Annotated in this window: 21 protein-coding genes and 1 tRNA gene; 12 read left to right on the top strand and 10 right to left on the bottom strand. The window is 45.3% G+C overall.

From position 1 onward, the window contains the following. The 8 genes from AKG33_RS04055 to AKG33_RS04020 all read right to left on the bottom strand — a co-directional run bounded on the left by AKG33_RS04055 (position 1) and on the right by AKG33_RS04020 (position 8,376). Complete coding sequence (locus AKG33_RS04055; RefSeq protein WP_012030820.1) at positions 1 to 693, bottom strand: LolA family protein; 693 nt, start codon at positions 691 to 693, stop codon at positions 1 to 3. A gap of 13 nt (positions 694 to 706) precedes the next feature. Further along, positions 707 to 3,418, bottom strand: coding sequence for a DNA translocase FtsK (locus AKG33_RS07570; RefSeq protein ID WP_012030819.1), 2,712 nt, complete (start codon positions 3,416 to 3,418; stop codon positions 707 to 709). A gap of 103 nt (positions 3,419 to 3,521) precedes the next feature. After that, positions 3,522 to 4,460, bottom strand: a complete 939-nt coding sequence (gene cmoB / locus AKG33_RS04045; RefSeq protein ID WP_012030818.1) for a tRNA 5-methoxyuridine(34)/uridine 5-oxyacetic acid(34) synthase CmoB — start codon at positions 4,458 to 4,460, stop codon at positions 3,522 to 3,524. Further along, positions 4,457 to 5,170 carry a carboxy-S-adenosyl-L-methionine synthase CmoA gene (gene cmoA, locus AKG33_RS04040; protein WP_012030817.1) on the bottom strand — a complete coding sequence of 238 codons (714 nt, stop codon included), beginning with the start codon at positions 5,168 to 5,170 and terminating at the stop codon, positions 4,457 to 4,459. The genes cmoB and cmoA overlap by 4 nt, the downstream gene beginning before the upstream one ends. Before the next feature lie 31 nt (positions 5,171 to 5,201). After that, positions 5,202 to 6,176, bottom strand: a complete 975-nt coding sequence (gene lipA / locus AKG33_RS04035; RefSeq protein ID WP_012030816.1) for a lipoyl synthase — start codon at positions 6,174 to 6,176, stop codon at positions 5,202 to 5,204. A 103-nt stretch (positions 6,177 to 6,279) separates the two neighbouring features. Continuing rightward, positions 6,280 to 7,080 carry a pseudouridine synthase gene (locus tag AKG33_RS04030; RefSeq protein WP_012030815.1) on the bottom strand — a complete coding sequence of 267 codons (801 nt, stop codon included), beginning with the start codon at positions 7,078 to 7,080 and terminating at the stop codon, positions 6,280 to 6,282. Further along, a complete protein-coding gene (gene scpB, locus AKG33_RS04025; RefSeq protein WP_012030814.1) occupies positions 7,064 to 7,606 on the bottom strand; it encodes an SMC-Scp complex subunit ScpB in 543 nt (180 codons plus the stop codon). Before scpB ends, AKG33_RS04030 begins: the two co-directional genes overlap by 17 nt. Continuing rightward, on the bottom strand, positions 7,603 to 8,376 hold the full coding sequence (locus AKG33_RS04020; protein WP_012030813.1) for a segregation and condensation protein A: 774 nt from the start codon (positions 8,374 to 8,376) through the stop codon (positions 7,603 to 7,605). Before AKG33_RS04020 ends, scpB begins: the two co-directional genes overlap by 4 nt. A gap of 178 nt (positions 8,377 to 8,554) precedes the next feature. Here AKG33_RS04020 and glyA point away from each other — a divergent pair, with 178 nt between their 5' ends. The 11 genes from glyA to AKG33_RS03965 all read left to right on the top strand — a co-directional run bounded on the left by glyA (position 8,555) and on the right by AKG33_RS03965 (position 16,607). Beyond that, positions 8,555 to 9,808, top strand: a complete 1,254-nt coding sequence (gene glyA / locus AKG33_RS04015; protein ID WP_012030812.1) for a serine hydroxymethyltransferase — start codon at positions 8,555 to 8,557, stop codon at positions 9,806 to 9,808. Positions 9,809 to 9,823: 15 nt separating this feature from the next. Continuing rightward, entirely contained in the window at positions 9,824 to 10,291 is a 468-nt protein-coding gene (gene nrdR, locus AKG33_RS04010) for a transcriptional regulator NrdR (protein ID WP_012030811.1), read from the top strand. Continuing rightward, positions 10,263 to 11,369, top strand: a complete 1,107-nt coding sequence (gene ribD / locus AKG33_RS04005) for a bifunctional diaminohydroxyphosphoribosylaminopyrimidine deaminase/5-amino-6-(5-phosphoribosylamino)uracil reductase RibD (RefSeq protein ID WP_012030810.1) — start codon at positions 10,263 to 10,265, stop codon at positions 11,367 to 11,369. The genes nrdR and ribD overlap by 29 nt, the downstream gene beginning before the upstream one ends. A gap of 14 nt (positions 11,370 to 11,383) precedes the next feature. Beyond that, positions 11,384 to 12,028 carry a riboflavin synthase gene (locus AKG33_RS04000; protein WP_012030809.1) on the top strand — a complete coding sequence of 215 codons (645 nt, stop codon included), beginning with the start codon at positions 11,384 to 11,386 and terminating at the stop codon, positions 12,026 to 12,028. A gap of 12 nt (positions 12,029 to 12,040) precedes the next feature. Further along, positions 12,041 to 13,147 (top strand): bifunctional 3,4-dihydroxy-2-butanone-4-phosphate synthase/GTP cyclohydrolase II, encoded by a 1,107-nt coding sequence (gene ribBA, locus AKG33_RS03995; protein ID WP_012030808.1) that lies wholly within the window; start codon positions 12,041 to 12,043, stop codon positions 13,145 to 13,147. Between the two features lie 61 nt (positions 13,148 to 13,208). Further along, positions 13,209 to 13,691 (top strand): 6,7-dimethyl-8-ribityllumazine synthase, encoded by a 483-nt coding sequence (gene ribH / locus AKG33_RS03990; RefSeq protein ID WP_012030807.1) that lies wholly within the window; start codon positions 13,209 to 13,211, stop codon positions 13,689 to 13,691. After that, complete coding sequence (gene nusB, locus AKG33_RS03985) at positions 13,688 to 14,125, top strand: transcription antitermination factor NusB (protein WP_012030806.1); 438 nt, start codon at positions 13,688 to 13,690, stop codon at positions 14,123 to 14,125. The genes ribH and nusB overlap by 4 nt, the downstream gene beginning before the upstream one ends. Positions 14,126 to 14,305: 180 nt before the next feature. Continuing rightward, positions 14,306 to 14,779, top strand: coding sequence for an Lrp/AsnC family transcriptional regulator (locus AKG33_RS03980; protein WP_012030805.1), 474 nt, complete (start codon positions 14,306 to 14,308; stop codon positions 14,777 to 14,779). Between the two features lie 82 nt (positions 14,780 to 14,861). Continuing rightward, positions 14,862 to 15,872 (top strand): class 1 fructose-bisphosphatase, encoded by a 1,011-nt coding sequence (gene fbp, locus AKG33_RS03975; protein ID WP_012030804.1) that lies wholly within the window; start codon positions 14,862 to 14,864, stop codon positions 15,870 to 15,872. 64 nt (positions 15,873 to 15,936) lie between these two features. Beyond that, positions 15,937 to 16,269, top strand: coding sequence for a ribosome silencing factor (gene rsfS, locus AKG33_RS03970; protein WP_012030803.1), 333 nt, complete (start codon positions 15,937 to 15,939; stop codon positions 16,267 to 16,269). Between the two features lie 23 nt (positions 16,270 to 16,292). After that, positions 16,293 to 16,607, top strand: a complete 315-nt coding sequence (locus AKG33_RS03965) for a hypothetical protein (protein WP_012030802.1) — start codon at positions 16,293 to 16,295, stop codon at positions 16,605 to 16,607. Here the strand turns inward: AKG33_RS03965 and AKG33_RS03960 are convergent. After that, positions 16,598 to 17,158 (bottom strand): inner membrane-spanning protein YciB, encoded by a 561-nt coding sequence (locus tag AKG33_RS03960; RefSeq protein ID WP_012030801.1) that lies wholly within the window; start codon positions 17,156 to 17,158, stop codon positions 16,598 to 16,600. The two genes, AKG33_RS03965 and AKG33_RS03960, sit on opposite strands and share 10 nt — an antisense overlap. An 8-nt stretch (positions 17,159 to 17,166) precedes the next feature. Then, positions 17,167 to 17,868: a ComF family protein gene (locus AKG33_RS03955; RefSeq protein ID WP_012030800.1), complete on the bottom strand. Its 702-nt coding sequence runs from the start codon at positions 17,866 to 17,868 to the stop codon at positions 17,167 to 17,169. A gap of 88 nt (positions 17,869 to 17,956) precedes the next feature. Between AKG33_RS03955 and AKG33_RS03950 the strand changes: the two genes are divergently transcribed. Further along, positions 17,957 to 18,046, top strand: a tRNA-Ser gene (locus AKG33_RS03950). The last annotated feature ends 519 nt before the right edge of the window (positions 18,047 to 18,565 follow it).

Below are 18,565 nucleotides of genomic sequence, written 5' to 3'. Positions count from 1 at the left end.
TTAATGTTCGCCGCCGACCACATCAACGCCTTTTGGCGGTGTAAATTCAAATTTTTGCGCAGGAATATTTTGATTACGTTCTAATTGGTGAAACGCGAGCACGGTTTTGGCGCCGCGCCCCGCGTCGATCATCAGCGCGCTGATATCGCCGCCCTGCATCGCAATCCACACGGAATCATAAGCATTTTGCTCGGTTTTCGGCAGTAATTGATAAACCGTGCCCTGATTTTTAATGTACGGCATCAATTCCACCGGCGCTTTATTTTGCGCGATGATTTTGGTACGAAAAGCGCTCGCGAGTTTGGTTTCTCCTGATAAAACTTTCATCGCAATATCGCCGACTAATTCATCGCGTTTTCTCACACTAATTTGTTCTAAATCAATATCATATTGATAAACGATTTTGCCGTTACTGATGATTTTTTGCCGCTCGGGATATTGATAATCCCAAAAGAATTTCCCCGATTTTGCCAACCACATTTCGCCGCTGCTTTGGTTGTAACGCCCTTTATTGGCGACTAATTGCGTAAATGAGGCGTGTAAATCACGCGTTTCATCTAAATAACTGGCTAAATCACGGGCGCGCGTTTCGGCTTTTGGCGCCGGCGATTGCGTTTGCTCTGCCGTTTGAAACAATTGCGCTTGCGCCGTAAACGTTAATAACAATCCCATAAAAAACCATTTTTTATTCATAAATTTTCTCCTATTAATCATTGCGGTTGCCAACGAGAACTTTGCGCGTGCCGTTATTGGGAGATGAAACAATGCCCGCGCATTCCATCGTTTCAATCAAGCGCGCCGAACGGTTATAACCAATACTCAAACGCCGTTGCAACCACGAAATTGAGGCTTTTTGATTTTCAATGACTAATTGACAGGCTTCATCGTAAAGCGGATCTTGCTCGGGATCATCGGATTTTTCCAAAGCGCCCAACGCGCCTAATGCAGACGGCGGCACGGGGTGCGTCACGCTTTCTTCATATTCTGGCGCACCCTGCGTTTTTAAATAAGTCGTTAACGCGTCAACTTCGGCATCATCAATAAATGCGCCGTGAATCCGTTGCGGCGCGGCGCTGCCCGGCGGCACAAATAATCCATCGCCATAACCCAATAACGACTCTGCGCCTTGTTGTTCGATAATCGTGCGCGAATCAATTTTTGACGATACTTGAAACGCTAATCGCGTTGGCACGTTCGCTTTAATCAACCCCGTGATAACGTCTACAGACGGGCGTTGTGTCGCTAAAATCAAATGAATACCGGCAGCGCGCGCTTTTTGCGCAATCCGCGCGATCAGTTCCTCCACTTTTTTCCCTACCGCCATCATCATATCTGCTAATTCATCAATAATAATAACGATATACGGCAATGTTGAAATTTGCGGCGGTTGATGCGCGATGCCCAAACCGTCCGGTTCCCACAACGGATCATCGATGCGTTCGCCGCGCTCTTCCATGCTGCGAATAGCTTGGTTAAAACCGGCAATATTGCGCACGCGAAACGCTGCCATTAATTGATAACGTCGTTCCATTTCCGCAACCGCCCAGCGCAAAACGTTTTCCGCGTCGTTCATATCGGTTACCACGGGCGTCAGCAAATGCGGAATATCTTCATACATGCTCATTTCCAGCATTTTGGGGTCAACCAAAATCAAGCGTAATTCTTTCGGCGTAGCTTTGTATAACATACTGGCGAGCATTACGTTAATCGCTACCGATTTTCCGGAACCGGTTGTGCCAGCGACCAATAAATGCGGCATTTTTGCCAAATTCGCCACCACCGGATTGCCCGAAATATCGCTGCCCAAAACCAGCGTGAGCGGTGATTTTTGATTTTGATACGCCTCTGATTCCAAAATACTGCGCAAATGCACAATTTCGCGTTTGCGGTTGGGAATTTCCAAGCCGATATACGGTTTTCCGGGAATAACTTCCACCACGCGCACGCTTTGCACCGCTAAAGAACGGGCAATATCTTTATCCAAACTGGAAATTTGGCTCACTTTAATCCCCGCCGCCAGCGCTAATTCCAAACGCGTTACCACGGGTCCCACTTCAATATTGCGCACTTCAACGTCCAGCCGATAATTTTTTAACGATTCCTCCACTTTGCTTGCCATCGCATCGAGTTCTTCATCGCTGTAATCGGAAACGGACGGTGGCGGCGTTTTTAATAAATGTACAGACGGCAACACATAATGATCCGCCGCAGCAGATTGATAAATGGGCGATGGTTTGAGTTGCACTTTTAACGGTGATAACAACGGTTCCGAAAAATCGGCGGCGTCATCGTCATCATCATCTGAAAGATCATCGGCGAAAGATTTGGGCGTAATTGCTTCCGGCGCGCGCGGCAAAACGCTCGCTATCGTATCAGCGGGCGCCGCGGTAAATGAAATATGCGGTTCGGACGGTTTTTCTGCTTCATCGCTGCCGTCATCATCAGCCAAAAATGTTTCCAACGTTTTTTCGGGCGCCGGCGCGGCGCTTTTCAACGGCAACGGTTCATGATTATTTTTTGGACGCAAATTGAGATAAGGCTCTTGATGCATATGATTTTTTTTAAAAGCGTCCCAACTTAACGTTTCGGAAGACGGCGCCGTAGATGCGCGCGGTGCAGATGAATAGGTTTCTGGATTCCATAACGGCAACGGTTCATTTGCTGATTCTGATGAATGTTTTGCTGATATTTTTTCCGCGGCAGCAAAAGGATTTTTTAAAGGAGCAGATTCAGGATTCATTGGCGCTGACCAATTAAAATCTTCTTCGTCAGAAAAATCTTCATCATCGGAAAATGTTTCGGATTCGTCTTCCCATTGATGTTCTTCGCGGTCAAATGTTTTGCCGGTAAAAAGACGCAATAATCGGTAACCAATCCAATCGCAAACGCCCAACCAATGCACGTCAGCCAATAAAACCAGTCCAATCATCAATACCACGGTATATAACGCCATAATCATCGGCACTGCGCAAAATTTGAGCAATTCAATGCTTAATTTTTGCCCGATAATGCCGCCGCCGGTCACCGCCCACGCATTAATCGGCACGGGAATATGAAAAGAAAAGATGCCACATAATGCAATCACGCTGACCAAAATGCCCAGCGCTTTCCAAATAATCAATTCGGAATAATGAATATTACGGGTGAAACTTTGCCAAGCGACCAACAATAATCCCAGCGGAAAACCATAGGCAGCATAACCAAAAAACGAAATAAAAATATCGGAAATATAAGCGCCTGCGCTGCCAAACCAATGTTGCGGTTTGGGATAAGCGCCGGAAGTCGTCCACGCCGGATCGGAAGCGTGATAACCGATGAGAAGAAAAAATAAAATTAAAGCGACGATTAACGATAATACAAACCACAAATCATTAAAGCCGCGACGAAAGCTGGTAACCCAACTCGGCGTAGTATTCATCTGAAAATCCTTACTGCTTACGGAATAATGCGACTATCAGCGCAAAATCATTGAAAAAATGAAGATGCGCAATTGTAAATAATTTGCCAAAGGCTTGCATCTGCTACAAACGTTTGGCAATCACAAAAGCGCGTTTGGGCGGCGGCGCAGAAGGCGCGCGCTGCAAAAAATCAGCCAAAGAAAAACTATTCACCCAACGCGTGCGGCGTTGTTCATTTATCGTGGTTTCTACCGCCTCGCTGCACAATTCAATCCGAAAATTTAAACGTTCCAACCAGCGGCACAACGCGGCAATACTCGGCAAAAACCATACATTATGCATGCCCACATATTCCTGTTTCGGCATATAAACCGTTTGCGCATCGCCATCGACGACCAAAGTTTCAATCACCAAATCGCCGCCGCACACAACGGCATTTCGCAATTGCGCCAAAAACGCCAGCGGATCGCGGCGATGATATAAAACGCCCATCGCCAGCACGCAATCAAATCCTTCCAGCGACAAATCGTCCAACGTTGTTGGCAAATAAACCGCGCGGTTTTGCTGGAAAAATTTTTGCAACGCTAAAAATTGCGCAAAATAAAGCCACGACGGATCAACGCCGACCGCACATTGCGCGCCGCTGCCCAAAAAACGGTATAAAAAATAACCGTTGCCCGTACCCACATCTAATACTTTTTTTCCTGATACCGAAAAACCAGCATCGAGCAAACGTTGATATTTAAAATCGCTGCGCCATTCGCAATCTAACGACACGCCGCATAAAGAAAAAGGACCTTTACGCCACGGCATCAAAGCTTTAAGCAAGGTTTCAATTGCTATTTCATCGCCGGCACCTTCTGCCGTAACCACGGCTTGATTAAGATGCACTGCACGCGGCTCAATGAGAGGCAATTGCGCAATTGCCGTTAACCAATCTTCAAAAGATTTGTGCCGGCGATCGTATGCCGCGGTGAAAACGCGTTGCGCGGTTTCATCGTAAACCGATAATGCGGGCAATAAAGTGACGGCGCGGTGCCATTTGCGTAATGCAGCATTCATTTTATCGCCACCCACGCTTTAAACATCATGCCTTGAAAATACGGTAAAACGCGCCGAAAACCCGCCGCCTGCAAACGCACCCGCTCTGCCGTTTCCGTTTCAATTTTCATCACATTTTCTAAAGCTTCACGTTTTTGCGCGATCGCAAGCGCTGAATAACCTTGCGAGGCTTTAAAAGCTTCATGCCACGTGCGCAATAAATCATCTTCGGGTTGGGTTTTTTCTGCCAATAACAAAATACCGCCTTCGGTTAACGCCTGATAAATTTTTGCAATTAACGCATCACGCGCGGGCGGCGGAATAAATTGCAATACAAAATTCATCACGATCACGCGGCTGGATTTGAGCGGCAAATGAATAATATCGGCTTCCAAAACTTCAATATGATGTAACGCCGCGCCCTCAACATACGCCCGAAATCGTTGCACCATCGCCGGCGATGAATCCACCGCGGTAATGTGCGCCGTTTTGGGAATAAAACGGCTTAACGATAACGTCGCGCCGCCCAAAGAACAGCCCAAATCGTAAATATGATCGCCCTCTTGAACGTACGTGCCGGCAATCACGCCCAACATATGCAATAAACTGGCATACGCGGGAATCGAGCGGTGAATCATATCGGGAAAGACCGCGGCAGTGCGTTCATCAAAACGAAAATCGACCACGTTTTGTGGTCGATTAAAAATATCATCACGGAAAAATTCATTCATAACATCAAATAACGTTTAATAAAAATGCGGATTACAAAACCGTTTGCGCGGAACGGTCAGCATGATAAGAAGAACGCACCATTGCGCCCGAAGCAACGTGTAAAAAGCCCATTTTTTTGCCTTCTTGCGCTAAAAAATCGAATTCTTCGGGCGTGTAATAACGTTTTACCGGCAAATGATGCACGGAAGGTTGGAGATATTGCCCAACGGTTAACATATCTACATCGTGGCTGCGTAAATCCTGCATCACTTGCAAAATTTCCTCAATTTCTTCACCTAATCCCACCATTAACCCTGATTTTGTGATGATTTTTTTCGGGCAGGCTTTTTTATAATCACGCAGCAAATGCAAAGAACGTTCATAATTCGCCCCCGGACGCACAACATCATAAAACCGCGGAATCGTCTCCAAATTATGGTTAAACACATCTGGCGGCGTTGCAGATAAAATCTGCACGGCGAGCTCCGCGCGTCCACGAAAATCCGGCGTTAAGATTTCAATCGTCATTTTCGGCGATACGCGGCGAATTTCACGAATACACGCGGCAAAATGTGCGGCGCCGCCGTCGCGCAAATCATCGCGGTCAACAGAAGTAATCACCACGTGCGCGAGCCCCAAATTGTAAACGGTTTGCGCTAAATTTCGCGGTTCAAATGGATTGAGCGGGCGCGGGCGACCGTGCGCAACATCGCAAAAAGGACAGCGCCGCGTGCAAATATCGCCCATAATCATGAAAGAAGCGGTACCAAAACGGAAACATTCGCCTAAATTCGGGCAACTCGCTTCTTCGCAAACGCTATGCAATTTTTGCTCGCGCATCATCGCTTTCATGCGCATGACTTCGGGACCCGTCGGCATTTTTGCTCGAATCCAGCTGGGTTTTTTCAAGCGTTCTTGTTCAAAATGTTCGGCATCAGCGGCAACATGGCGCACTTTTTCTGCGCCTTTGCGTTTAACGCCCATTGCGTTTTGTTTTTGACCTTTAACGATAATTGGCTCTGCCATAATTTTTGCCTCTGGATAATGTTTTCGGATTCCGCGTTAATCGCGCGCGTAAAAATAATTACGGCAACAGAAAATAACGCGGTGCGAATAATTTCTCGGCATTTTAACGAGGTTTGGGCGAATTGTCGCGGCGGTTTTTTTCGCTGACCAAAGAAATTAACGACGCTTGCTCGCCAGCGGTTAATAAACGATGCCGTCCCGCGCTTAAAGAAGGTGGTAATGAAATCGTGCCGTAACGAATGCGTTTTAAACGGCTGACTTTGCAGCCCACCGCTTCCCACAAACGCCGCACTTCGCGGTTACGTCCTTCTTTTAAAGTCACGGAAAAATAACGGTTAAATTGCGTATCGTCTTCATGCAAAGTTTTCAGCGGACAAATTTCCGTAAACCGCGCCAAGCCGTCATCTAACGGAATGCCTTGCCGTAACGCGGTTAACATTTCTTCGGTTACCTCGCCGGCAACGCGCACCCAATATTCGCGTTCAATTTCTGCGCTGGGGTGCATTAATTGATTGGCTAACGCGCCGTCATTGGTAAAAAGCAACAAACCGGAAGTATTTAAATCAAGACGACCGATTGCCACCCACCGCCCGTGGCTGATTTTTGGCAAATGTTGAAAAACGCTGACGCGTCCTTCGGGATCTTTGCGCGTACAAATTTCGCCGGCGGGTTTGTGATACATCAATATCATGTGGGGATTTTTATGTTCAACGGCAATGCGTAACGGTTTACCGTCGAGCGATAGACGTTCGTTGCCGCTGATTTTTTGTCCCAATTCGGCAACGCGCCCGTCAACTTTTAACCGCCCTTCTTTAATCCACGTTTCAATTTGCCGGCGCGAACCCACGCCGCGCGCCGCTAAATATTTTTGAATGCGTTGTGCATCATCATTTTTTTTGTTCATTGTCGTCTCCTGCGACGATAAATTGTTCAATCGCGCTCAACGGTGGCAGTTCTGCCAACGTTTGCACACCAAAATCATCTAAAAATGCGCGGGTGGTAGCTAATAAATCCGGACGCCCCACCACTTCTTTTTGTCCTGCCACCACAATCCACCCCAAATCAAAAAGTTGCTGATAAATCCGCGTATTCGTGGTTACGCCGCGCACGCGGTCAATTTCGGCGCGCGTCACCGGCTGATGATAAACAATGTAAGCCAAAGTTTCCCAAAAAGCGCGCGAATACGTTACCGGTTGCATGTGATTGAGCGCGCAAATATCGGAAAAATAATCCGGTCGAACTTGTAAACGCCAACCGCTGGCAATTTCTACCACGGAAATAGCAGAAGATTCATAGCGTTTCATCAGTTCATTTAACGCCGCCACGACTGCCGTTTTATCCGCATTTAATGCTTGAGCGATATCGTTAACCGATAAACCGGAATTACGGGTAAATAATAAAGCTTCAATGCGATTAGTTAATGTATTCATGCGCGTTTCCGTAATTGTACGGCTGCAAAAGCGCATTCTTGTTGCCATTCCAAAAATTGCCGGCGATCCAATTCCAAAAGCGCCAATAAACTCACCACTAAACCGCCCGTTCCTTCTTCATTTTGGTAAAACTGGCGCAAATCGTGCCAACCGTTTTCCTGTTCTAAACGCGATTGCATCAGCGCGATACGCGGCGCCAGCGGTAACTGCTCGCGCGAAATTTCATGAGCTTGTTGCACTTTTTGCCGATAACGTAATTGCGCCGCGGCTTGCAATAATAAAGTTAAATCGCCGCGTGGACGTTGGCGCGGCTGCTCGGGAATATATTCGTAAGCAGATACGGCAATTCCCGAATCAATGCGCGGTAATTCTGATAATTTTTCTGCCGCATCAACGAGTTGCGCATAAGCCAGTAACCGTTCGCTCAAATCAAAAGCCATATCCTCTTCTTCCGGCTCATCTTCTCGCTCTAAAACGGGCAACAAAAGACGCGATTTCATCTCCGAAAGCGTTGCCGCCATAAGTAAATATTCGCTGGCTAAAGTAATATCAAGTGTTTGCATCATGCGAATGTAGACTAAATATTGCTCGGTAATTTCGCTGATCGGAATTGCTAAAATATCCATTTTGGCTTTGCGAACAAGGTATAACAATAAATCTAACGGACCTTCAAAAATTTCTAATAAAACGCGCAACGCATCGGGCGGAATGTATAAATCTTGGGGCAAGGTTTCCAGCGGCGCCCCAAAAAGCAAAATTTGTTCAGACATTAACTCTCCCAGTCATCGGCGCGGTATTATACGGCGCACTGATTAAGTGCGTGATAGATTTTATTGAAAGCTGCCAAGATGAGGAAAAATAACGACATATTGATCGCGTTTGTGCAGCCTTGTTTATTATATCTACAGGTTTTAAAATGGCGACTTTCGCTAATATAGGAGGAGCATAATGTTTACAAAAGCAATGAACATCGCTGATTTTGATAATGAATTAGCCCAAGCAATCGCTGATGAAGCCACTCGTCAGGAAGATCATATTGAATTGATCGCTTCTGAAAACTATTGCAGTCCGCGCGTCATGGAAGCACAAGGCAGTTGTTTAACCAATAAATATGCCGAAGGTTATCCGCGGAAACGTTATTATGGTGGCTGTGAATACGTTGATATCGTTGAAGAATTAGCAATTGCGCGCGTTAAAATGTTATTTGCTGCTGATTATGCCAACGTACAACCCCACAGCGGTTCTCAAGCCAATGCTGCCGTATTTTTAGCTTTATTAGAACCAGGTGATACCGTTTTAGGTATGGATTTGGATCACGGCGGACATTTAACCCACGGTTCAAAAGTCAGCTTTTCTGGAAAAACTTATAATTCCATCGGCTACGGCATTGATGATAAAGGCTTAATTGATTATGACGCTGTGGCGCAATTAGCCGAAAAACATCGTCCTAAAATGATTATTGCCGGCTTTTCTGCTTATTCACAAGTTCTTGATTTCCAACGATTCCGCGAAATTGCCGACAGCGTTGGCGCTTATTTAATGGTCGATATGGCGCACGTTGCTGGATTAGTAGCAGCAGGTTTATATCCCAATCCTGTTCCTTTCGCTGATGTGGTCACTTCAACCACGCATAAAACATTGCGCGGCCCGCGCGGCGGCATCATTTTAGCCAAAGCCAATCCCACCATTGAAAAGAAATTAAATTCTGCCATTTTCCCAGGATCTCAAGGTGGCCCGTTAATGCATGTGATTGCGGCAAAAGCCGTTGCGTTTAAAGAAGCGCTGGAACCGTCTTTCCAAAAATATCAAGAACAAGTTGTGGAAAACGCGAAAACCATGGCAAAAGTATTTATCGCGCGCGGTTACGATATCGTCTCCGGCGGCACGCAAAACCACTTAATGCTGGTGAGTTTGATCAATAAAGGATTAACCGGTAAAGCGGCAAACGATGCATTATCTCGCGCTCATATTACGGTAAACAAAAACTCCGTGCCCAACGATCCGCAATCGCCTTTCGTCACCAGCGGAATCCGCATTGGTACACCGGCAATTACCACACGCGGTTTTGGCGTTAATGAAGTGAAAAAAGTTGCCAACTGGATTTGCGACGTTTTAGATGACATTGACAATGAAGAAGTCATTCTTAACGTGCGCAATAAAGTAGCGGAATTGTGCGCTGAATTTCCAGTTTATGGTCAATAATTAAGAGAAACGACGATGTTTTGTCCATTTTGCCATGCAAAAGAGACGAAAGTTATTGATTCTCGCTTGATCGCCGACGGTAGTAAAATCCGCCGTCGGCGCGAATGTTTGAATGAACACTGCCGCGCTCGTTTTACAACGTATGAAATCGCTGAAGATTCCACGCCAACCGTGATTAAAAATGACGGCACCCGCGAAACTTTCAATGCCGATAAATTGCGCCACGGATTGCTGCGCGCCGTTGAAAAACGTCCGGTTTCCGATCAAGAAATCACGCAACTGATCAATCAAATTGAAGCGCGGCTGCGCGACAGCGGCGCGCGCGAAATTCCCTCAAAGCGCATTGGGCGCTGGGTTTTAGACGGATTAAAAGATTTAGATCACGTCGCTTACATTCGCTTTGCCTCGGTTTATTTGAGCTTTGAAGATGTAGCGGCTTTTCAAAAAACCATCGATGAACTCGCCGACGAACAATCCTCCTGATTCCGATCTCTTTTATATGCACCGCGCTTTGGAACTGGCGCGTAACAGTATTTTTTCTGCGGCACCCAATCCGCGCGTTGGCTGTGTTATCGTTAAAAATCATACGATTATCGGCGAAGGCTGGCATCAACGCGCCGGCGAAGCGCACGCGGAAATTAATGCGTTAAATGCTGCGGGAACGCAAGCGCGCGATGCCACCGTTTACGTTACTTTAGAACCTTGTGCTCATTTTGGACGCACGCCGCCGTGCACCCACGCTTTAATTGCCGCCGGCGTCAAACGCGTAGTTATTGCCTGTTCCGATCCCAATCCTTTGGTTGCTGGCAAAGGAATTGCGGCATTACGAGCGGCAGGAATAAGCGTTGAACAAGGTATTTGTGCGCAAGAAGCATTGCAATTAAATCGCCCTTTTTTTCACCGCATGCGTTGGGGACGACCTTGGGTTACCTTAAAAATTGCTGCCAGTATGGACGGACGCACGGCGCTGGCAAACGGCGAAAGTCAGTGGATTACGGGCGAATTAGCAAGAAAAGATGTACATTTTCATCGTCTTGCCGCTGATGCGGTGCTCGCGGGAACGGGGAGCGTTATTGGCGATAATGCGCGTTTAACGGCGCGTTTTCCAACGGATCTGCCGGCAAATCCGCCGCTGCGCGTGGTGATCGATAGTCAATTAAAAACACCGGCAAATGCTGCGTTGTTTTGCGATCCGTCGCCTATTTTAATGGTGACAACTCAACCACCGCCGCAATCTTTCCCCCAAATGGTGGAATATTTATCGCTGCCGGCAACCGAACAGGGAAAAGTGCCGCTTTCTGCATTGCTTGATGAATTGGGGCGTCGGCAAATCAATCATCTTTTTGTGGAAGCAGGCATGCAACTTGCCGGCGCTTTTTTAACCGAGCAATTAGTTGATGAAATTTTATTGTATTTAGCGCCAACTTTTTTGGGTGATTCGGCGCGTCCACTGGTTGCGCTGCCGCCGCTTGCGCACTTATCTGATAGAATGCGCTTCTCAATTGCTGACGCGCATCTCATCGGCGACGATTGGCGATTGAGTTTGCTCGTTAACCCTTAAATCAGGAAAAACATATGTTTACGGGAATTATCCAATCCGTCGGCACGATTACTGCCATCGCGGCGCACGGCAATGATCTTTCTTTAGAGATTTGCGCTGAACAATTTGATTTAAGTCATAGTCATCTCGGCGATAGCATTGCAGTTAACGGCGTTTGTTTAACCGTGATCGATTTTATTTCAAAAGGATTTCGGGTGGACGTTTCCGCAGAAACGTTGCGTTTAACCACGATTGCGCGTTGGCGCGTCGATACGCGCGTTAATTTAGAGCCCGCAGCAACGCTCAACACTCAATTGGGCGGACATTTAGTCAGCGGTCACGTAGATGGCATTGCCGTATTAAAAGAACGCGTTACCGAAGGACGCAGCCAACGTTTACAGTTTTCCGTTCCCACGGCGCTGACCAAATATATTGCCCGTAAAGGTTCCATTACGGTTGACGGCGTGAGTTTGACCATCAACGATATCCAAGGCGATCAGTTTAGCGTGATGATTGTGCCGCACACGCAAAAAAACACGATTATCGATGATTATCACATCGGGCAAGCGGTTCATATTGAAGTGGATTTGCTCGCGCGTTATTTGGAGCGTTTGCTCAAAAGTACGGATTCTGAAACCGGAACGCTGACGCTCGAACGCCTGCAATCATTGGGATTTTAAAAGGAATAATCGATGACGATTCATAGTACTGAAGAAATTATTGCCGATTTACGCGCCGGAAAAATGGTCATTATTATGGACGACGAAGATCGCGAAAATGAAGGCGATTTGATGATTTTGGCAGAACATATTACGCCGGAAGCAATTAATTTCATGACGAAATATGGACGCGGTTTGATTTGTTTAACGATTAATCAAGCGCGCAATGACCGCTTAAAATTATGGCCGCAGGCGATGAATAACGGTTCTCAATTTGCAACAAATTTCACCGTTTCCATTGAAGCGGCTGAAGGCGTCACCACTGGCATTTCGGCGTACGATCGCGCCACTACAATTAAAAAAGCCGTTGCTAAAGAAGCGCTTCCCGAAGATTTGGTACAACCGGGGCACGTTTTTCCTATTGTGGCGCGCGAAGGCGGCGTTTTGGTGCGCGCGGGACACACGGAAGCAGGCTGTGATTTTGCGCGTTTGGCGGGTTTTGAACCGGCGGCGGTGATTGTTGAAATTTTAAAAGATGATGGCACGATGGCGCGTCGTCCGGATTTAGAAGCGATTGCTGAAGAACATGGTTTAAAAATCGGCACAATCGCGGATTTAATCGCTTATCGTTTGGCACGCGAGCAAATCGTGGTGCAAATTTCAACCTGTGAATTGCCTACGCGTTACGGCACGTTTACGCTCACCGCGTACCAATCTATTTTGGATAAAACTTTGCATTATGCTTTGGTGAAAGGAAAAATTTCGCCACAAAAGGCTACTTTTGTGCGCGTGCACGTGCAAAATCCGTTTAGCGATTTATTTGGTGCGCCGCTTTCCGAACGTAATTTTACTTTGGATGATGCATTATCGCGTTTGGCGCAAGAAGAGGAAGGCATTGTGGTGGTTTTAGATGAGGGAGAAAAACAAAACCACATTATCAATCGTATGCATGCATTTGCGCACCAAAATCCACCGCCCAAACCGCAGCAGGAAGATGATTTGCGAACTTATGGCATTGGCGCGCAAATTCTCATCGATCAAGGCGTGCGCCGCATGCGTTTATTATCCACGCCTTATAAATTTACAGGATTATCCGGTTATCAATTAGAAGTCAGCGAATTTTTAACGGAATTAAAGTAAGATACCCGCCCTTTTCCGCACCGCTTTTTAGTGGTGTTTTCATTTTGTAAGAAGGATTTTTATGAATCAAGAAGTTAATCGCATTGAAGGCGATTTTGTCGTTGACGAATCCGCGCGTTTTGCGCTGATTTGCGCTCGTTTTAATGATTTGATTGTCCATAAATTAGAAACCGCCGCTATTGATACCCTATGCCGGCACGGCGTTAAAGGAAAACATATTGATGTTTATTATGTGCCTGGTGCGCACGAATTGCCGCTTGCCGCGCAACGTGCCGCAATGTTGGGAAAATATGATGCAATTATTGCTTTGGGCGCAGTGATTGAAGGCAGTACCGCGCATTTTGATGTGGTCGTCAACGAGCAAGCCAAAGGTTTGGCGCAAGTGGCATTGAAATATGATCTTCCTGTGATTACTGGCGTTTTAACGACGCATAATATTGAGCAAGCCATCGAACGCGCCGGTACTAAAGCAGGCAATAAAGGCGCCGATGCCGCGCGCGCTGCCATAGAAATGGTAAGTTTATTAAAACGGATGGGGTCATGAGCACCGCAAATTTAAGACGTCAAGCAATTGAGCAACGCAGCCAAGCGCGCCGGCAATTGTTGCAGGGTTTATATCAATGGCAAATTATTGGCGATGATGCAGAAATAGTTAAAGAAAATCAGATGATTGATGCGCGCGCCGGCGAAATCGATCATGATTATTTTGACGCGGCGTGGGCTTACATTACGACGAATACGGAGCAACTCGATTGTTGTGCAGCAGATTTTATACGGCGTAATATGGCGACGCTTGATCCCGTTGAGCATGCGATTTTGTGGATTGGGATTTATGAATTAACACAACGCATTGATATTCATCAAAATGTTATCATCAATGAAGCGGTAGAATTGGCAAAACAATTTGGCAGCGATGATGGTTATAAATTTGTTAATGGTGTACTCGATCAATGCGCTAAACGCCACCGCGCACGATGATGATTTGTCGCGATTTTTTGCTTAATCATTGCGGGCAATAATGAAAAAATCGCCGCGCGGTAAAATGTAATTTTATATTTAAAAACAATAGATTAACTTTATATTTTTACCTAAGTTTAAATATAGAAAAAGAGAACAATCTGTTATAATTTAGGCTCTATTGACAAAAAAGTAAGAAAAATGAGTGATAAAACCCAATTTTTAGATGAAATTGATAAACGTATTCTCGAAATCTTGAGCCAGGACGGTCGAATCAATAATTTAGCTTTAGCACAAAAAGTCAATCTTTCTCCAACGCCGTGCGCGCGACGCGTAAAACGCTTGGAAGAACAAGGCGTTATAGATGGTTATATGGCGTGTTTGAATCATCAAGCTTTGGGTTTTCCATTTAGCGCATTTGTCGCCGTCACCATGGATCAACATACGCCCGACCGATACGCCGATTTTGAGCGCACCGTTGAAGGTTTTCCTGAAGTGGTTCGTATGAGCGTAGTGACCGGACGCAGCGAGGATTATTTGTTGCAAGTTGTGGTGAAAAATATGGCGGAATATGAGTCTTTTTTATTGGGACGTTTGAATCGTATTCCCGGCGTTGCCAATGTGCATTCGAGTTTTGAGATGCGCCGCATTATTGATCGTCAGCCCAAACCTTAGATTTTCGCTTTTAAATAAATGATGAACTGATGACCGCGTATAATAGCGGCATTATTTTGTAATCAATGTGAGGAATAAAAACGTGAAAAGCCTTGGCGAATTTATTATTGAAAAACAAGCCGAATATCCGCAGGCAAAAGGTTCTTTATCGGGTATTTTGTCAGCCGTGCGGCGGGCGGCAAAAATTATAAACCGCGATATTAACCGCGCCGGCGTAGTGAGCGATCTCGTTTTGGGCAGTATGGGACGAGAAAACGTGCAAGGCGAAACGCAAATGAAGTTGGACGTTTTTGCGCATGAAGCGATGAAAGCAGCGTTTTATTCTCGCGATGATATTGCGGGTTTTGCTTCCGAAGAAGAAGAAGAATTTACCGCTTTTGATACCGAACGCGGTCATAATGCCAAATATATTATTTTGATGGATCCGTTAGACGGTTCCTCTAATATTGATGTTAACGTTTCTGTAGGCAGTATTTTTTCGATTTATCATCGTGTTACGCCTATTGGTACGCCGGTAACGTTGGAAGATTTTTTACAACCCGGTCATAAACAAATCGCCGCCGGTTATATTATTTACGGTTCTTCAACGATGCTGGTTTTTACCACCGGAAATGGCGTAAACGGCTTTACCTATGATCCTTCACTCGGCACTTTTTTGTTATCACACGAAAATATAAAAATCCCCAAAGACGGCGCAATTTATTCCATCAATGAAGGCGGTTATTTGAAATTCCCGCAAGGCATTAAAAAATATATTAAATATTGTCAGGAAGACGCGCCGGAAGAGCATCGTCCTTATAAATCGCGTTACATCGGTTCATTGGTTGCTGATTTTCACCGTAATATGCTCAAAGGCGGCGTTTATATGTATCCGCAAGCCAGTAATTATCCCAATGGCAAATTGCGGCTTTCTTATGAATGCAATCCGATGGCTTTTATTGCCGAACAAGCCGGCGGCGTGGCAACAACGGGTCACGAGCGCATTTTAGATATTCAGCCGCAAGCGTTGCATCAACGGACGCCGTTTATCGTCGGATCAGAGCATATGGTGAATAAAATTAAAGATTTTATTGCGCAATATCCTGATAATTAATATTATTTTTCGTGCGGAACGGTTCAGTTCCGCAATCACATTTCAGCATACTTAAAAAAGATATATGACTTTAGAAAATCTTAAAAATCTCATCATCAACAGTTTGGAAGAATTAAAAGCGGTAAACATACAAGTCATTGATTTAAGCGATAAAACAGATTTCGCGGATTATATGATTATTGCCAGCGGTACTTCCGATCGCCATTTGCACGCGCTGGCAGATAGAGTCGTGGAGCATTGTAAAGAACACGGCATGGATTCCATCGCTGTTGAAGGCGAAGACAGCCGCGATTGGGTTTTAGTTGATTTGGGCGATATTATCGTGCATTTGATGCGACCCGAAACGCGGCAGTTGTACGCTTTGGAAAAATTGTGGTCACTGCCGGCAATTCATTAATTTATCAATTAAAAGAGCACGTTATGAGTGATTTTTCGCGCATTCAATTGCTCGCTGATAGCCAAGTTATTGAAGAGCACCGTTTCCCGCTATTTGAATACGTTGGTTTATATCAACGCTGTTATAGTCCAGAACATAAAATGTATTACAGCGTTATTGTAGTTGCTTTGGAAGATACGGTTGGCGTCAGCGATGAAAAACTATTAAATCTCGTTGCCGCTTCAGGTTATGTTGATGACGATAGCGATATTACTTTCCGCATCAATCAAGCATCGGGGTATTTTTATACTTATTTTAATTTTCTCCCCGATGCCCCAAAAGATGACGATCACGCGTGATCATCATTGTTTTCACGGCGTAAATAATCTTTTAAAACAAAAATTTGCGCCGTCATAAATAGCATTGTTAACAACAATAATCCCCAAAATTTAAAAGCAACGTAAACATCATTAGAAAAACGAAGCGCGACGAAGCTATTCAGTCCCGCTTCAAATAAAAAGAACCCTACCCACGCAAAATTGAGTTTGCGCCACAAAAGTTCCGGCATATCAAAAACGCTGTGTAACATGGCTTTGGTGAGGTTTTTTTGTCCGAAAAATTGCGAACCCAGAAAAACGATTGCAATTAAAATATTTAAAATCGTGGGTTTGAGTTTGATAAATAAATCGTTGTGGAAAATTAAGGTAATGCTGCCCAACAATAAAATCACGGCTAAAGTCAGCCAGTGGCGTTTTTCAATGGGTTTTTGGCGCCATTTAAAATAAATAATTTGTAATACGCTAACCAGCATTAAAACGGCAGTGGCGATATACATCGCTTGCGCACTGCCCAATAATCGCGCGCCGACATAAGCCGCAATAAAAGCGACAACCGGCAAAAAATCTTGCATAAAAACTCCTATTTTGCAGATAACCGCGTTACCGCGGCAAAAACACTCGCACCTACCCAATCCGCGCCAGCTTGTTTTAAACAACGCGCCGCTTCAGATAACGTTGCGCCGCTCGTCATCACGTCATCAACTAACAAAATGCGTCCGGAAATATTTTGTTTGGCAACGAATGCGCCAGAAATATTTTTTTGCCGTTGTTGGGTTGTTGTTAATGTAGACTGCGGCACACGGTGGCGTTTTTCTAAAACCGTTTTTAAAATCGGCAAGTGATGACGCTGCCCCAGCGCTGCCGCTAAAAAATGCGTTTGATTGAAGCCGCGTTGCCAATAACGCCAGCGCGACATCGGCATGGGAATAATGGCGTCAATTTGCCACGGCGGAAGATGCGTTGCCATCATTTCGCCCATGTAAGTCAACGCCGTGCGATTTGCCGCATATTTTGCTTGTAAAACCAGCGTGCGCGCCGGCGCATTATAACGGTAGACTGCGGTAAACGCATCGAATGCCGGAGAATGACGGGCGCACCGTTGACAAAAACGATGATTTTGCGCAACACGAGCGGCGCAAGTTTGACAATGCGGCGTAACAATCGGCTGCCACAGGCTTTGGCAGTCCACACACAACCAGTCGCTGCATATTTTTCGACATAAAAGGCAGTGTCTAGGAAAAAAATCTGTTCGAATGACGGATAAAATATAATTTATGTTCATACAATGAATTATAAAATAAGTGCGATTTCCGTGCGCTAAAGACTAGACAAAAATAAAAAAACTGCGTATCATTTGCCGCCTCAATTGCGGAGGGATGGCAGAGCGGTTGATTGCACCGGTCTTGAAAACCGGCAAGGGTTCACGCCCTTCCAGAGTTCGAATCTCTGTCCCTCCGCCAAGGATACTTAGAAGCAGCTTTTATAAGCTGCTTTTTTTATTGCCATTTTTAGAGTTCGGTTGCTAAAAACACTTTATTTCTCATAAGATTAATAAAATTTAACGGCGTTATATTCTTCGATTGTCGTCAATAAGATTTTTTAGTCGTTTATAGTTATTTAGGAAAAAGTGGGGGTATCTTTGGGGGTACTTTTGCAGGTACTTAAAATGCGCTTTCAAAAAGTACCTACAAAATGAGCGCAAATCATGCCCTGTTAAGGAGTTTGAGCGATGGCTGGTAAACTAACAACAGTGCTTTTCTGCAAAACAGCACCCAAAGGAAAGAACTTTGACGGTGAGGGTTTACATCTATACGTTACTGAAAAGGGTAAATACTGGCGGGCAAAATACTAAATAATCTGTGAACCAAATTTAATCTGATTTTTATTTTGATTAAATTTTATTTTTTAATTAGTTATCAAAATATTACGGAGTTTCCAGATGATTTTGAGAGTGCACAAGTTAGGAAAGAAACTGTTTC

This window comes from Dichelobacter nodosus, from assembly GCF_001263335.1.
In the GTDB taxonomy this organism is placed as follows: domain Bacteria; phylum Pseudomonadota; class Gammaproteobacteria; order Cardiobacteriales; family Cardiobacteriaceae; genus Dichelobacter; species Dichelobacter nodosus.
This window is presented reverse-complemented; position numbering and strand designations above follow the sequence as displayed.